This window comes from Leptothrix ochracea, assembly GCF_041083635.1.
Lineage (GTDB): Bacteria > Pseudomonadota > Gammaproteobacteria > Burkholderiales > Burkholderiaceae_C > Sphaerotilus > Sphaerotilus ochraceus.
Genome location: NZ_JBFPHB010000024.1, coordinates 29,480 through 45,475, shown reverse-complemented (window position 1 = coordinate 45,475; position 15,996 = coordinate 29,480). Strand labels below are relative to the sequence as shown.

General features: G+C 59.6%; 16 protein-coding genes. 14 read left to right on the top strand and 2 right to left on the bottom strand.

The window, feature by feature from the left end; all coding sequences use genetic code 11:
• The first annotated feature begins 39 nt into the window (after positions 1-39).
• A complete protein-coding gene (locus AB3X39_RS09925) occupies positions 40-234 on the top strand; it encodes a type II toxin-antitoxin system VapB family antitoxin (RefSeq protein ID WP_009453365.1) in 195 nt (64 codons plus the stop codon).
• Positions 231-632: a type II toxin-antitoxin system VapC family toxin gene (vapC, locus tag AB3X39_RS09920; protein WP_009453364.1), complete on the top strand. Its 402-nt coding sequence runs from the start codon at positions 231-233 to the stop codon at positions 630-632. The genes AB3X39_RS09925 and vapC overlap by 4 nt, the downstream gene beginning before the upstream one ends.
• Before the next feature lie 254 nt (positions 633-886).
• On the opposite strand, the gene AB3X39_RS09915 is transcribed toward vapC, so the two are convergent.
• Complete coding sequence (locus AB3X39_RS09915; RefSeq protein ID WP_369417218.1) at positions 887-1,765, bottom strand: hypothetical protein; 879 nt, start codon at positions 1,763-1,765, stop codon at positions 887-889.
• A 250-nt stretch (positions 1,766-2,015) separates the two neighbouring features.
• Positions 2,016-2,918: an acetylglutamate kinase gene (gene argB, locus AB3X39_RS09910; RefSeq protein ID WP_369417217.1), complete on the bottom strand. Its 903-nt coding sequence runs from the start codon at positions 2,916-2,918 to the stop codon at positions 2,016-2,018.
• Positions 2,919-2,998: 80 nt separating this feature from the next.
• Between argB and AB3X39_RS09905 the strand changes: the two genes are divergently transcribed.
• The 12 genes from AB3X39_RS09905 (at position 2,999) to acuI (ending at position 15,970) form a co-directional block, all read left to right on the top strand.
• Positions 2,999-3,409, top strand: a complete 411-nt coding sequence (locus AB3X39_RS09905; protein ID WP_369417216.1) for a hypothetical protein — start codon at positions 2,999-3,001, stop codon at positions 3,407-3,409.
• 98 nt (positions 3,410-3,507) lie between these two features.
• Positions 3,508-3,831, top strand: a complete 324-nt coding sequence (locus AB3X39_RS09900; protein ID WP_369417215.1) for a copper-binding protein — start codon at positions 3,508-3,510, stop codon at positions 3,829-3,831.
• The gene (locus AB3X39_RS09895; RefSeq protein WP_369417214.1) at positions 3,828-5,147 is read left to right on the top strand and encodes a TolC family protein; all 1,320 of its coding nucleotides are present in this window, start codon (positions 3,828-3,830) and stop codon (positions 5,145-5,147) included. The genes AB3X39_RS09900 and AB3X39_RS09895 overlap by 4 nt, the downstream gene beginning before the upstream one ends.
• Positions 5,144-6,688, top strand: a complete 1,545-nt coding sequence (locus tag AB3X39_RS09890; protein ID WP_369417213.1) for an efflux RND transporter periplasmic adaptor subunit — start codon at positions 5,144-5,146, stop codon at positions 6,686-6,688. The genes AB3X39_RS09895 and AB3X39_RS09890 overlap by 4 nt, the downstream gene beginning before the upstream one ends.
• 30 nt (positions 6,689-6,718) lie before the next feature.
• Entirely contained in the window at positions 6,719-9,868 is a 3,150-nt protein-coding gene (locus AB3X39_RS09885; protein WP_369417212.1) for an efflux RND transporter permease subunit, read from the top strand.
• Between the two features lie 97 nt (positions 9,869-9,965).
• Positions 9,966-10,196: a hypothetical protein gene (locus AB3X39_RS09880; protein ID WP_369417211.1), complete on the top strand. Its 231-nt coding sequence runs from the start codon at positions 9,966-9,968 to the stop codon at positions 10,194-10,196.
• A 99-nt stretch (positions 10,197-10,295) separates the two neighbouring features.
• Complete coding sequence (locus AB3X39_RS09875; RefSeq protein ID WP_369417210.1) at positions 10,296-11,132, top strand: DUF6502 family protein; 837 nt, start codon at positions 10,296-10,298, stop codon at positions 11,130-11,132.
• The gene (locus AB3X39_RS09870) at positions 11,129-12,328 is read left to right on the top strand and encodes a DUF5666 domain-containing protein (RefSeq protein ID WP_369417209.1); all 1,200 of its coding nucleotides are present in this window, start codon (positions 11,129-11,131) and stop codon (positions 12,326-12,328) included. Before AB3X39_RS09875 ends, AB3X39_RS09870 begins: the two co-directional genes overlap by 4 nt.
• An 18-nt stretch (positions 12,329-12,346) precedes the next feature.
• Positions 12,347-13,144, top strand: a complete 798-nt coding sequence (locus AB3X39_RS09865; RefSeq protein WP_369417208.1) for a DUF3187 family protein — start codon at positions 12,347-12,349, stop codon at positions 13,142-13,144.
• A 21-nt stretch (positions 13,145-13,165) separates the two neighbouring features.
• Positions 13,166-13,378 carry a hypothetical protein gene (locus AB3X39_RS09860; RefSeq protein ID WP_369417207.1) on the top strand — a complete coding sequence of 71 codons (213 nt, stop codon included), beginning with the start codon at positions 13,166-13,168 and terminating at the stop codon, positions 13,376-13,378.
• A gap of 3 nt (positions 13,379-13,381) precedes the next feature.
• Positions 13,382-14,938 (top strand): multicopper oxidase family protein, encoded by a 1,557-nt coding sequence (locus AB3X39_RS09855; RefSeq protein ID WP_369417206.1) that lies wholly within the window; start codon positions 13,382-13,384, stop codon positions 14,936-14,938.
• Positions 14,939-14,986: 48 nt separating this feature from the next.
• Positions 14,987-15,970: an acrylyl-CoA reductase (NADPH) gene (gene acuI / locus AB3X39_RS09850; protein ID WP_369417205.1), complete on the top strand. Its 984-nt coding sequence runs from the start codon at positions 14,987-14,989 to the stop codon at positions 15,968-15,970.
• Positions 15,971-15,996: the final 26 nt, after the last annotated feature.

Sequence of the window (15,996 nt, the reverse complement as noted above, 5' to 3'; positions counted from 1 at the left end):
CACCTACAATACACATCATATTAACTTTGTGTACACATCATGCGCACAAACATCGTGATTGACGACAAGCTCATGGCCGATGCCATGCGATTGACGGGCTTGAAGACCAAGAAGGAAGCCGTTGAACTTGGCCTTCGCACGCTCTTGCGCCTTCGCCAGCAAGAAGAAATCCGGCAATTCCGAGGCAAGCTCGACTGGCAAGGTGACCTTGCCGCGATGAGGACGGACAAGTGATTTTTGTTGATTCAAGCGTCTGGATCGACTACTTCCGTGGAACGGTGACCCCACAGACAGAACGCCTAGATGCACTGCTGGGCAATGAGCCTGTTTGCGTAGGTGATCTGGTCTTGGCTGAAGTACTTCAAGGATTCAACACGGACCGAGAATTCAACCAAGCCAGAAAGCTCTTGACCTCGCTTGAACTTATCGAGCTTGGCGGGCAAGAAATGGCGATTCAAGCAGCCCGCAACTTTCGAACGCTTCGCCAATTAGGCGTCACGGTTCGCAAAACCATTGATACCCTCATTGCAACGGCATGCATTGAGAAAGATCTGCCCCTGCTCTACAGCGACCGTGATTTCGACCCCTTCATCGAGCACCTTGGCCTGCGTTCAGCACTGATACCCGACTGATTGTCGGTGGGTTTCCCGTGCGTATAGATTGAGTCCGAAGAAGCTTCTTCCGGCTGACAAGAGAAAACTGGCCGGCGCTTTGAAGCGTGGGCCATGGCTCTGACGGAGCGGCACGGGTACTGGAAGGCGGTGGTGGCGTTTGTAAGGCCAGCCTGAAACGAGCCAACTTGGTTGAACCACCCACTGCGGACCCGCACGGTGGGTGGTGTTAGATGCTTCCGGCTATCCGATTAGAGCCAACTTCATCGCCATGCCTACTGGCTCTTCTTTGTTGACATTGTTTCCAAAAATGATGGGACTAGCATCTCCGAAAAACCCGCCACAATGATTATTGCCATAAGTGACCAATAACTACTTATAGCGATATCTGAAAATAGAAAACGAGCCTTCACCAGAACAAAAGCTATAGATCCTGCAACCAATGCAAGAAGAACGCGTTCCAGCCCAAACAAGAAGTAGTGAAATTTGCTTTCATACTCTTCGAATCTAAGATTTTTTGTTTTTGACAATATAGCTAGCCCTCCACCGAGACTGGAGCCAAGCGCTACCACTATAAGTTGCCAAATAGGAGTGAAATTTGCTCGTTCGCCCATGAATTTAAGCGCAAACCCGGCAGACACCACTAAGCCAATAATCATAGGAAACATGTATGACGCGCGATTGAAAACGACCTCCTTAGCTTCTTCCCTAATTGATGCAATGAGCTGATCGAACTCTTCCGCAACGTTGTTTTTGTCTGAGATCAACGCTGTCGCAAGAGCATGGGCTACGCGATTCTTCATCATTCCAAAATTCGATGATCTGTAGAGCAGCCCTTTTGCCTCAATGTACTTTTGCTTAACGTCAGAGAAACGCTTCGTCAACGCTCTTTCGGATTCATCTGTAAACCCGTCAATAAACACCCTCAACCGATTGTTTATGTCCGCATGTTCTATTTCGTAAACAGCGTATTCGTTCCCTTTAGCGAGAACATCAACTATTTCATACCCAGAAGGATCCTTCCCCCCTTTAACAATCTTAACGACCGAATCAATGGGCTGAGACTTGGCTCCAGGTTTACCTGACTTTTCCTCCTTAACTTCGGCTACCTTTTCCAATTGGGCACCCAAATCCTCTCTTAATTTTTCACTCACAGAATTCTCCGATGCGTTCTTTCTTGGCTCTAACAAAGAGGTCCAGAAACCCCAATTTCCACCTCAGACGTCTTGCGGAGTGGTTCCGATTCAGAGCGTGGCGGGGTTCTGGAGTTCATGGACAAAGTTCGGTTCAAATAGGCTGGCAGCGTACCTGAGGCCGACATCGACCTTTCCTCCGTATGCCAGCCGCCTTGAAACACGGGGCGGTTCAAGGTGCATCGTTGCTTGTCAAGTCGGTCAACATCGCTCAACGCGCCCGAATCATCGTCCCGAAGGCTTGGTCGGTGAGGATTTCGAGGAGGAGGACGTGGGGGACGCGGCCGTCGATGATGTGGACGGCGTTGACGCCGCATTTGGCGGCGTCGATGGCGCCGGCGAGCTTGGGCAGCATGCCGCCGCTGATGGTGCCGTCGGCCACCAACTCGTCGATGCGGCGTGAGGTCAGATCGGTCAGCAGTTGGCCTTGCTTGTCGAGCACGCCGCTGATGTTGGTCAGCATCAAGAGCTTCTCGGCCTTCAAGACTTCAGCCAGCTTAGACGCCACCAAATCGGCGTTGATGTTGTAGCTCTCGTTGTGCTCGCCAAAGCCAATCGGGCTGATCACGGGGATGAAAGCGTCGTCTTGCAGCGCCTTGACCACGGCCGGGTCGATGGAGTCGATCTCGCCGACTTGGCCCACGTCGTATTCCTTGGTGGGATCGTCCTTGTCGAGCAACTTCATCTTGCGGGCACGCACCAAGCCACCGTCACGCCCGGTCAGGCCCACGGCCTTGCCGCCGGCGTGGTTGATCAGGCCGACGATGTCTTGCTGCACTTCGCCGGCCAAAACCCACTCGACCACGCCCATGGTTTCGGCGTCGGTCACGCGCATGCCCTGAATAAAGGTGCCCTTCTTGCCAATGCGCGCCAGCGCTTCGTCGATCTGCGGACCGCCGCCGTGGACCACGATCGGGTTGATGCCAACCAATTTCAGCAACACCACATCTTCGGCAAACGCCGCTTGCAACGCCGGGTCGGTCATGGCGTTGCCGCCGTACTTGATGACCATGGTCTTGCCGTGGAACTTGCGGATGTACGGCAAAGCGTGGGCGAGGATTTCGGCCTTGTCGCGAACGGCAATGTGCGACAGGTCAAGGGGCGTGTGGGACATGAACAACTCCGTGATTTGAATCGGCGAAACAGGCGGGGATTCTAGGCAAGAGCGCAATGCTGCGTAGAATCGCCCCCGTCATGTCACGCCGACCGATTCACCCCGCCTTCGCGTTTTTGCGTCTGCTGCGCTGCACCCTGTGGGTGCTGATCGCACTGCTGCCGCTGCGTGGCTGGGCAGTGGCCGGGATGGGCATCGAGTCGCTCAAAACGGTGGCGGCTCACACGCTGATGCATACGATGACGGCCGCTGACGATGAGGCTTTACCGCCCTGTCACCAGCATCGCAACGACAACACGCAGGCCGATACCGATACTGATACCCAGGCTCATTGCGCGCACTGCACCTTGTGCCACGCCGCCAGCGCACCGCCGCTGCCGATGACTTCAGCCGCTGAAGAACCCCACTCCAGCCATGTGATGTCGGCCCACGTGCCGACCGGCCACGCCCAACAAGGCTGGTCCGCCTTAGAACGCCCACCGCGCGCCTAACCATTTCCCGTTGGCCCTGAGAAAAGTCGTGCGCTGCCCCGCTGGGCACCGCGCTGCATCGTCCAGGTTCTTCCACGTCGTTTTGACGGAAATGTTTCATGCTTACGCCGATCTCGCCCCTCCTGCGCCGCGCTTTGGCGCTGACGTCGCTCGCCTGCACCGCCTTCATCACCCTTGGCACCGCTGTGAGTGCCCATGCCGAACCCGTCAAGGGCGAGGTGATCAAGGTCATGGCCAGCCAGCAAAAACTCACCCTGCGCCATGAGGCCATCCCCTCGCTCGACATGCCGCCCATGACGATGAACTACCGCGTTGCCAAGCCGGAGCTGCTCAGCGGCGTCAAGGCGGGCGACAAGGTGATCTTTGAAGCCGAGGACCGCCAAGGCAACTTCATCGTCACCCAGCTCAAGGTGCAGCCATGAATGTTCACCGGCCCAGATACCCCCTCAAAACGCTGCTCGTCACCGCCTTGCTGAGTGCGTGGTGCATGGGTGTCCGGGCCGGTGACACGCCGCCGCTGAACCCTCCTATTGCGCCCTCGGCATCGGCCTTGGGTGCGCAGGTGGACGAGCTGCTGCGCTTTGCCCGTGAGCGCAACCCGGAAGCCCTCAGCCTCCAGCAAGAAGCGCTCACGGCTTCCGCACGGGTCGAATCCGCCGGGGCCTTGCCCGACCCCCGACTGCGGACTGAACTGATGGACGTGACCCAAGGGGGACAACAAAGCCCCAGCGTCTCCCCCAGCCGGGTGGGCAGCACGCGCTACACCTTGATGCAAGACGTGCCGTGGTTTGGCAAGCGCGACTTGCGGCGCGACATCGCGGAGCAAGACGCCAAAAGCGCCCACAGCCGGGCGCAGGGCACGTGGTCCGAGGTGGCGGCCAAGATCAAAACCACCTACGCGCAGCAGTACGTGCTTGCGAAAAACGAAAGCCTGACGCGCGAGATCCTGGCCCTCCTCGCCCGGCTAGAAAAGCTGGCGCAGACCCGCTATGCCAGCGGTTTGGCCGGCCAACAAGACGTGATCCGAGCGCAGGTGGAACAAAGCCTGATGCAAGGCGAGCTGATCGGCGTGGAAACCGAACGGCATCACATGCACGCCCGCATGAACGCGCTGCTGGGCCGCCCGAGCAACGCGGCGCTGGCTGAGCCCCAAGGACTGCGGCCCTTGCCCAGCAACGAACAACTCGATCAGACCCGCTTGGAAGAGCGCATCCAAGCCCACAACCCACAACTGCTGACGGAGGACGCCCGGCTGCAAGGGGCCGAGAAGAGCCGTGAGCTGGCCTACAAGAACCGCTACCCCGATGTCACCTTCGGCATCGTGCCCAACCAGGTGCAGAACTCGATCAAACAGTGGGACTTGATGATCGAGCTGAACATCCCCTTGCAGCAAAGCAGCCGCCGAAGCCAAGAAAGCGAGGCCGAAGCGATGCTCACGGTGGCCAGAACACGGCGGGAAGCCACGCGCAACCAAGTCTCCGCCGAACTGGCCGAGAACATCGCGGGGCTCGACGCCGCACGCCGCCTCGAAGCGCTGGCCGCGCAAAGCCTGCTGCCCCAAGCCGAGCTGAGTTTCAAGTCGGCCTTGGCGGGCTACGAAAACGGCAGAGGCGATTTCGCCAGCTTGCTCGACGCCCAGCGACAAATTCGCCAAGCGCGCCAAAGCCAGATCAAAGCCCAAGCCGAAGCCCAAGCGCGGCTGGCCGATATCGAACGCATCCTCGGAGAAGATCTATGACCGCTCGCACCACAGCTCGCACCACCAAGATGGGGATGGGGATCGTGGCCGCTTTGCTGGCTGCCAGCGTGTACGGCGTCGGTTACTGGATGGGCCACCGGCAGGCCCCCGCCAACGCCGACCATGAAGCCGCCGCGCAAGCGCGCAAACCGCTGTTCTATCGCAACCCGATGGGGCTGCCCGACACCTCGCCCACGCCCAAGAAAGATGCGATGGGCATGGACTACATCCCGGTCTACGCCGGTGAGCAGCCCGACGAAGCGCCCGGTGCGGCGCAGCAGATCAAGATCAGCACCGACAAAGTCCAAAAACTCGGCGTCCGCACCGAAGCCGTGCAACGCAAGGTGCTGGACCGCACGCTGCGCGCTGCGGGCCGCGTTGAGCTTGACGAGCGCCGCGTCTACACCATCGCGGCCAAATTCGAGGGCTATGTCGAGAAGCTGCATGTGAACGCCACCGGGCAGGCGGTGCGCCAAGGCCAAACGCTGTTCGAGGTCTACAGCCCAGAGCTGGTGTCGGCGCAGCGCGAGTACCTGCTGGCCAACCAAGCCCTGAAGGACGCCAGCGCGGACAACCTACCCGGTCTCCAACCCGGCATGCAGCAGCTGGCCGACGCGGGCTTGGCCCGGCTGAAAAATTGGGACATCTCGCCCGAGCAGTTGGCGCAAATCAAGGCCGCCGCCGCAGCCGGCCAAACGCGCCGCACCCTGAGCGTGAGCTCCCCCGTGGGCGGTGTCGTGACCGAGAAAAAAGCGGTCCAAGGGATGCGTTTCGCACCGGGCGAGGTGCTCTACCAAGTGGCGGATCTTTCGACGGTCTGGGTGATGGCCGAGGTGTTTGAACAAGACATCCGCTGGGTCAAGACCGGCAGCCGCGCCAAGGTGCATCTCAGCGCCTATCCCGACAACGTCTTCGAAGGCCCGGTGACCACCATCTACCCGACCTTGAAGGCCGAAACGCGCACCGTGGCGGTACGCATCGAACTCAGCAATCCGGGCGGGCGGCTCAAGCCGGGCATGTTCGCCCAAGTGGAGCTGGGCAACGCCACCCCCCGTGACGTGACCCTTGCTGTGCCCATCTCGGCGGTGATCGACAGCGGCACGCGCCAGATCGTGCTGGTCCAGCGCGGCGAGGGCCGCTATGAACCCCGCGAGGTTCGACTGGGGGTGCGCAACGATAAGGATGTCGAGGTGCTGAGCGGCGTGCAGGACGGCGAGGCCGTGGTGGTCAGCGCCAATTTCCTGATCGACGCCGAAAGCAACCTGAAAGCAGCCATCAGCGGCTTTGGCCACGCGGCGGTCGGTCACCACGCCCAAGGCAAGGTCGAGGCCATCGACGCCGCCAACAAAGAACTGAGCATCAGCCACGGCCCGGTCGCCAGCTTGCACTGGCCGGGCATGACGATGGATTTCAAGGTCGCCAACGAGGCCCTGCTGCAAGGCTTGCAGCCCGGCAGCGCCATCAGCTTTGAATTCGTCGAACGCGGCCCGGGTGAATGGGTCATCACCGCTGTGCAGCCCACGGCACACGCTGGGCACTGATCCACAAGGACATCCGCAAGGACCCCCAACATGCTGGCCCACATCATTGATTGGTCAGGCAGAAACCGCTTCTTGGTGCTGCTGGCGACCCTGTTTGTCATCTTGGGCGGCGGCGTGGCCGTCGTCCAAACCCCGCTCGACGCGCTGCCCGATCTGTCGGACGTTCAAGTCATCGTCTACACCGAGTATCCGGGGCAGGCCCCGCAGGTGGTCGAGGATCAAGTCACCTATCCGCTGACCACCGCGATGCTCTCGGTGCCCAAATCGAAGGTGGTGCGCGGCTTCTCGTTTTTTGGCGCGTCCTTCGTCTACATCATCTTTGAGGACGGCACCGACATCTACTGGGCGCGCTCGCGGGTGCTGGAGTACCTCAACTTCGCCTCCAGCCGCATGCCCCGAGGCATCACGCCGCAGATCGGGCCCGACGCCACCGGCGTGGGCTGGGTCTATCAATACGCCCTGCTGGCCAAGGATCGCTCTTTGGCCGAACTGCGCACCTTGCAAGACTGGTACCTGCGCTACCAGCTGACCAAGGCGCACGGCGTGGCCGAAGTGGCCTCCATCGGCGGCTTCGTCCAAACCTACCAAGTCACGGTCGATCCGCTCAAGCTGCGCGCTTACGGCATCCCGCTGTCCAAGGTCTCGCAGGTGGTGCGCGACTCGAACCGCGACGTGGGCGGGCGAGCGATCGAAATGGCCGAGACCGAGTACATGGTGCGCGGCAGGGGCTATCTGCGCGGCGTGGCGGATCTCGAAAACTTGGTGGTCAAAGCCGACAAGGGCACCCCGGTGCTGATCCGCGACATCGCCCGGGTCGAGCTGGCCCCGGACGAGCGACGCGGCCTGACCGAGTTGAACGGCGAAGGCGAAGTGGTCTCGGGCATTGCCATGGCGCGCTACGGCCAAAACGCGCTGGAAGTCATCCAGAACCTCAAAGACAAGATCCGCGAGGTTTCCGCTGGCTTGCCCGAAGGGGTCAGCATCACCGCCGTTTACGACCGCTCCGAGCTGATCCAGCGCGCCATCGAAACCCTCAAGCACACGCTGATGGAGGAAAGCCTGATCGTCGCGCTGGTCTGCGTGGTCTTTTTGATGCACGTGCGCTCGGCGCTGGTCGCCATCCTGATGCTGCCGGTGGGCGTATTGATCGCCTTCATCGCCATGCGCTTGCTGGGCATGAACTCGAATCTGATGAGCTTGGGCGGCATCGCCATCGCCATCGGCGCGATGGTGGACGCGGCCATCGTGATGATCGAAAACGCCCACAAACACCTTGAGCGCATCAAGGAGGGCGAGTCGCGCTTCGAAGCCATGCTGGCGGCGTGCAAGGAGGTCGGCCCGGCGCTGTTTTTCTCGCTGCTGATCATCACCGTGTCGTTCTTGCCGGTGTTCACGCTCGAATCCCAAGAGGGCCGGCTGTTCTCACCGCTGGCCTACACCAAGACCTTCGCCATGGCCGGTGCGGCGCTGCTGTCGGTCACGCTGGTGCCGGTGCTGATGATGCTGTTCATCCGGGGCAAGATCCTGCCGGAGGCACAAAACCCGGTGAACCGCGCGCTGATCTGGCTGTACCGCCCCATCATCGCCGGCGTGATGCGCTGGAAAAAAACCACCATCACCATCGCCATCGCCGCCTTGGCCGCCTCGATCTGGCCGGCCACGCAGCTCGGCTCCGAGTTCATGCCGACGCTCAACGAAGGCACGCTGTTGTACATGCCGGCGTCCCTGCCGGGGATGTCGATCACCAAGGCGGCCGAACTGCTCCAGACGCAGAACAAGATCATCAAAAGCTTCCCCGAAGTCGCCTCGGTCTACGGCAAGGCCGGCCGGGCCAACACCGCCACCGACCCCGCCCCGACCGAGATGTTCGAGACGGTCATCAACCTGAAGCCCGAAAGCACGTGGCGGGCCGGCATGACCATCGACAAGCTGGTGGCCGAGCTGGACAAGGCGCTGCAATTTCCGGGCATCTCCAACGCTTGGACGATGCCGATCAAGGCCCGCATCGACATGCTCGCCACCGGCATCCGCACGCCCATTGGCATCAAGGTCTTCGGCAAAGATCTGGAGGACATGGAGCGGCTGGCGCGGCAGATCGAGACCGTGGTCAAGACTGTGCCCGGCACCACCTCCGCTTTTGCGGAACGCATCACGGGCGGCTTTTATCTCAACATCGAGCCGGATCGCGCCCAACTGGCGCGCTACGGGCTGGCCGTGGGCGAGCTGCAAGACGTGATCGGCACCGCCTTGGGCGGCGAGATCGTCACCACCACCGTCGAAGGCCGGGAACGTTTCGGCGTCAACGTGCGCTACCCGCGTGAGTTGCGCGCCAACCCGCAACAAATCGCCCGCGAAGTGCTGGTGCCAACCCCGGATGGCGCGATGGTGCCGCTCGGCCAAGTGGCCGCGATCAGCATCAGCAAGGGAGCCCCCGGCATCCGTACAGAAAACGCCCTGCTCTCGGCCTACATTTTTGTGGACATCCGCGAGCGCGATATCGGCGGCTATGTCGCCGACGCCCGCAAGGCGGTGGCCGAACAGGTCAAGTTCCCGCCGGGCTACTACGCCACTTGGAGCGGCCAATTCGAGTCGATGGAGCGCGCCATCCAGAAGATGAAAGTGGTGGTCCCGGTGACGCTGCTGCTGATCTTTTTGCTGCTCTATCTCAACTTCAGGCGCCTGACCGAAACGCTGATCGTCATGCTGTCGGTGCCGTTTGCCTTGGTCGGTGGCATCTGGCTGATGTGGGCCTTGGGCTACAACCTGTCGGTGGCGGTCGCCGTCGGCTTCATCGCCTTGGCCGGGGTCGCAGCTGAAACCGGGGTGGTGATGCTGATCTATCTGGATCACGCCTGGGAAGACGCCAAAGAACGCTGCCACAGCGCAGGCCGCGCCCCCGACGTGGCCGACTTGTACGCCGCCGTGATGGAAGGGGCCGTGGAACGCGTGCGCCCCAAGATGATGACCGTGGTGGCCATCATGGCCGGCCTGCTGCCCATCCTCTGGGGCACCGGCACCGGCTCAGAAGTCATGAGCCGCATCGCCGCCCCGATGGTCGGCGGCATGCTTTCCTCCACCGTCCTCACCCTCGCCGTGATTCCCGCCCTCTACGCCTTGGTCAAGCAATGGCGGCTGGGACGGGGGTTGGAAAGCCCCAGCCGTGAAATTCACACACCGTGAGCGCCGCCCGCTTGACGTGGAAAAATTTTCCACGCACAATCCAATTGCCGTGGAAATTTCTTCCACGGCATTCGTACCACCCACGGAACCTCGCATCATGAACGCTCAATCCCTTGCCCTCTCCTTGATCGCCCTGCTCACCTGTGGTGCCGCCTTTGCACAAACCGCCCCGGCAGCAGTGATGCAAAAACCCACGGTCACCATGCAAAAACCTGCGATCACCACCGCAACACCGGCCACCCCGATGATGCAAAGACCTGCTGTCACCCCCATGGCACCGGCAGCCACCATGCAAAAGCCGGTGATGCCCGGCAAGATGGGCCGCTGATCCACGGTCAGGATGAAGACACGAACCCCGCGTTGCACTTCAGAAATAAGCTCACGGTTCGTAGATAATTCACCCCCTCATTTTCGCAAGTGCAACGCCATGAAACCGTCCTCCATTTCCAAAACGCTGGAGTATGCTTTTGCACAGATACTGCGACCTATTATTCGTTTGGCTTTATCCCATGGCGTCACCTATCCTGCCTTGGCTGAAATCCTGAAGTTCACGTGTGTGGATGTGGCTCAACGTGATTTCAAAATTCATGATGAATCCCCCAGCGATAGCCGAATCAATCTACTAACCGGTATCCATCGGAAAGAAATAAAACGCTTACGAGAAATGTCGGTGAGTGAAGCCACAGACATCTCAGAGACCGTCTCCCTCGGCGCTCAACTGGTTGGTATTTGGTTGAGTCGCCAACCTTATTCGGATGCCATGGGCAGCCCAAAACCGTTACCACGCTTGGCCAGCGTGGGGGGGGAAGCTTCCTTTGAAACCTTGGTCACCATCGCCAACAAGGATATTCGTTCGCGCGTGATTCTTGATGAATGGCTACGCTTGGGGGTTGCCACCATCAATGACCAAGATGAAGTGATCTTAAATACCCATGCTTTTATTCCAAGCCAAGGTTTTGAAGAAAAATCGTTTTATTTCACAAAAAATATTCATGATCATGCCGCTGCTGCCGCAGAAAATCTATCTGGACAACAGCCAGCTTGGTTAGAGCGGAGCGTCTACTACGATGCCTTGAGTGCCGAAAGCGTTGATGAGTTACATCGCATAGCTCAGCAAACTGGCATGGATACGCTTCAGATTCTGAATCGCAAGGCGATTGAATTGGAATCATGCGATACCCAGGATCCACAGAAACACCGTTTCACCTGTGGCATTTACTTCTATAGCGAGGCGACATCTCCACGTGATGTCGAAAAGCCATGAACCGCCATTTAAAAATCACGACACCTATGCTGATGAAATCATGGGCCACCATAGGTTTGGTACTTATATCACTGACGGCGTCATGGTCTGTGATGGCTCAAACACCCGTTTGTACTGAGCTTCCCTTGGTATCACCGACCCTACCAGATAAAAAGATTGAAGCAGGCGTTTTATCCATCATGGATAACGGCGGCATTGGCGGCACCGGCAACAAAGCAGATGCGGGTGGGGTTGGCATCATTGGCACCATCACCGGCTTCGCCAGTATCTGTCTCAATGGTCAAGAAGTTCATTACGATGCGACCACCCCTGTGAGCCGAAACGGTGTCTCGACCCATTTTGATGCACTTGCCGTGGGTCAAATTGCCGCCATTGATGCCGTCGAAACACCCAAAGGGTGGGTTGCGCGTCAAATTCATTTGATCAATGTCTTGGAAGGGCCGATCACCCACACAGCCACAGAAAATGGTTCAATTTCAGTTATGAATCAATCCGTGGTGATGGATGCCTCAACCCGCTTGGGTGGATTCAGTCAATTGGATCAATTGAAGTTAGAAACACCCGTGCGAATTGCAGGTTTCCGAGATACCCAAGGGCAGATTCACGCCACCCGTATTGAGATGGCCCCTGATCTGATGGTCAGCAGCAGCATCGGTATGCCGACGCAAGGTTCAACGAATCCGATAACCAGCGCCGACGAGATGCTGGTGCGCGGTCATTGGAATGGCCAACAGCTGGAGTCGCAGAGCACACAACCGAGTCCCGCCACACCATTCACAACGCATGGTCATCGTGTCATCGTGGAAAGCATGATTCTTGAATCCAAGAATCCCACCCATTTGCGAGTCACGGGCTTTGACGTGAGCTTGGATAAACGCACCCAGATGCCGAATGTGCCTAATGCACCAGGTAATCAACCCATGGCCGAGGGTCAGCGCATCCTGATCACCGGCCATATGGATGGCAAACATCACATCGTGGCAGAAACCATTGTCTTCAGTTCACCTCGTTCATTTGATTCGAAGCATACCCTTATGCCCATGCCTAAACAGGGTGGTTCGATGCCATCGGATCAACCCATGATGATAGATCGCATGAAAACGCCTGATATGCCACAGCGCATGAATTCAACACCCATGCCTCATCCTCCAAGGATGCCTCCTGGTTCAGGCATGCCCCAAATGCCAAAGATGTAATCTCATACGTACACAGGAATGAGCCCCATTTATTCAGCCCACATGCGATTTAAAAAGTTTCTTCTGTGGGTCATTCCTCTGTGCATGGCCTATAGCCTACCCGTTGCCGCCAAAGACATGACTCTATCCACGGGCATCGACTACTCATCGGGCACCTATGGAGCGACTCAATCAACGGACATCATTTATCTACCGATCACCGTCAAATATGAAAAACCGTCATGGTCACTCAAATTGACGCTGCCTTATATTAAAATGACGAGCCCGGACAACACCATCAACAGCGGCACCCCTGTGCAAACAGCTTCGACGGTCAGCTTGGTTCGCCAAACATTTTCTGGACAAGGTGACATAATCGTGACAGGTACGCACAACCTTCACCACGATTTGGCCCATGGCTTCGCGATTGATTTAACCGGAAAAATCAAGATACCGACAGCTGATGCCACCCAAGGTCTTGGCACAGGCAAATATGATTACTCCGCCCAGTTGGATCTTCTCAAACAAAGCGGTCGCCATATGCTTTTTAGCAGCGTTGGGTATCGGAAGATGGGCGATCCTGATGGCCTTGATTTCAAAAATCCATGGTATGGCTCTATAGGATGGGGGCATACCGCCAGCAATACCATCCAATGGGGTGGTATTTATGAACTACAACAACCCGTTATTGACGGCAATGCCTTACTCAAAGATGTTTTAGCTTATATCACCTACAAAATCACAGCTACTCATACCGTGCAGGGATATCTTGTCAAAGGCCTGTCAGATGGCAGTCCAGACTGGGGTTCTGGCATAAGTGTTAGCACATCTTTTTAACAACATACCATCTTCATCATCATGAAATCAAAACAACGCGGCGAAATCACCACCATCATGCTTATCGTGATGGCCGGCATGCTGATCTGGACTTTTTCGAATAAACATACTCACATGGGACCGATGGGCATGATGAATCACGCTGACCACGCGGCCGAACCAGCCAGTCCACCAGCATCCACCCCTGACGTTCTGGCCTCAGAAAAATCAGCCAGTGCCACCGCGCATCATTGATGTATGAAAACCCCCCTCAAAAATGTACCGATACACACGACCCGTCGCAGCCTGCTGCGCGGTCTCGCCGGTCTGGCCTTGACCCAGCTGCTGTCCACCTTAAGCGCCTGCGGGGGGCGCGGCAACGGCATGGGCGGCATGGGCACCATGAACCCAACCCCGCTGATCAACCCGAATCTGGCCAGTGCGCGGCCGCTGCCGATCGTGCCGCTGGCGACCGGCACGGTCGATGGCACGGGGACGCGGCGTCACAGCCTCAGCGCCCAAGCGGGCACGTCGCAGCTGGTGAGCGGCGTCAACACATCCACGTGGGGCTACAACGGCGCGCTCCTTGGCCCGGCGCTGCTGCTGCGCCAAGGGGAAGCGACCGCGCTGACCGTGCAGAACACCTTGGCTGAGACCACCACCGCGCACTGGCATGGCCTGCTGGTGCCCGCTGACATGGATGGCGGACCGCACCAAGAGATTCTTGCGGGCAGCAGTTGGACGGCGGCCTTCACCGTCAGCAACGCGCCCTCCACCTGCTGGTATCACCCGCACACCCACGGAGCCACCGGCCGGCAAGTGATCCAAGGGCTGGGCGGGCTGCTGATCATCGAAGACAGCGCCAGCGCCCAAGCCCTGCTGCCGCACGTTTGGGGGGTGGATGACGTGGCACTGGTCTTCCAAGACCGGCGCTTCAACGCCGATGGCTCGATCGACTACGCCCTGACGCCAGCCGACAAGGGCCGGGGCTATCAGGGCGATCACCTGCTGGTGAACGGCTGCCACAACCCGGTCTGGCAAGCGCCGCAGCAATGGGTGCGGCTGCGACTGCTCAACGCGTGCAACGCGCGCTTTCTCAGCCTGCGCCTGAGCAACAGCGCAACCCTGCACCAGATCGCCAACGAAGGTGGCCTGCTCGCCAGCCCGGTGGCCCGCAGCAGCCTGATGCTGGCCCCGGGCGAACGCGCCGAAGTGCTGGTCGATCTCTCCGGCCTGAGCTTGGGGCAGAGCTTGAGCCTCAACGCCCGCTCCAGCGGCATGATGGACAGCGGCAGCGTTGAGGTCAGCGCGCTGTTTCTCAGCGTCAGCCAAGCCGCGCAGGCCGGGGCGATCACCGCCCTGCCCGCCACCTTGCCCGCCACGCCGACCCTCAGCGCCCCAGCCGGGGCCATCCGGCGCACCTTCAGTCTGGACAGCAGCATGAGCGGGGGCATGGGCGGCGGTATGGGCTCGGGCGGCATGGGCTTCACGATCAACGGCACACCCTTCAACATCGCCCGCACCGACTTCAGCCTGACCGCCGGAAACACCGAGGTCTGGACCTTCACCAACACCACCGGCATGGGTCACCCGATCCACGTTCACGGGGTGCGCATGAGCCTCTTAAGCCGCAACGGCGCCCCGGTGGCAGCGCAGGAACAGGGTCAACGCGACACCTTTGTGGTCGATGGCAACGGCAGTGTGGACGTGGTGGTGCAAGCGCCAGCCACCGCCAGCGCCATGCCCTTCATGCTGCACTGCCACATCCTGGAGCACGAAGACGCCGGGATGATGTTGCAGTTCGTGGCCGCTTGAGAAAACCGCTAACCTTGGTGCCCCCATCAGCGACATCGCAGAGGCACCATGTTCAAAGGCATCCTGATCGAAAAAGATGAAGCGGGCTATCGCGCCGCCGTGCAAGACATCGACCCAGCGGCCTTGCCCGCAGGCGATGTCACCGTCCAAGTGGCGTACTCCACCTTGAACTACAAGGACGGGCTGGCGATCAGCGGCAAGTCGCCGGTGGTGCGACGCTTTCCGATGGTGCCGGGCATCGATTTGGCCGGCAGCGTGATCGAGAGCAGCCATCCCGATGTCAAAGTGGGTGACGCAGTGGTGCTGAACGGCTGGGGCGTGGGTGAAAGCCATTGGGGCGGTTTGGCGCAACGGGCGCGCCTCAACGGCGACTGGCTGGTGCCGCTGCCTGCCGCCTTCAGTCCGGCGCAGGCCATGGCCATCGGCACGGCGGGCTACACCGCGATGCTGTGCGTGCTGGCGCTGGAACGGCACGGCCTCACGCCGGACCGAGGCCCCGTCATCGTCACCGGCGCAGCTGGCGGCGTGGGCAGCGTGGCCGTGGCCGTGCTGGCCAAGCTGGGTTACCGCGTCACAGCGGTCACAGGCCGGCCCCAAGAAGCGGATTACTTGCGTCAACTCGGCGCCACCGAGGTGCTGGCGCGCACGGACTTCAGCAGTCCCGGCAAACCACTGGCCAAAGAGCGCTGGGCCGGGGCCGTCGATACGGTCGGCAGCCACACCTTGGCCAACGTCTGCGCGCAGATGAGTTACCGGGGCATCGTCACCGCTTGCGGCTTGGCCGGCGGCATGGATCTGCCGGCCAGCGTGGCTCCTTTCATCCTGCGCGGTGTGACCTTGGCCGGGATCGACAGCGTGATGTGCCCCCGCCCTGAGCGCCTACAGGCGTGGCAACGCCTCGCCACCGATCTCGACCTGACCAAGCTCAGCCTGATCACCCACGACATCGGCCTGACTGACGCCATCCCCACCGCCACCGCCTTGCTCGCCGGCCAAGTACGCGGCCGGGTGGTGGTGGATGTGAATCGCTAAAAAGAGGACAGGATCGGCAAACTGAC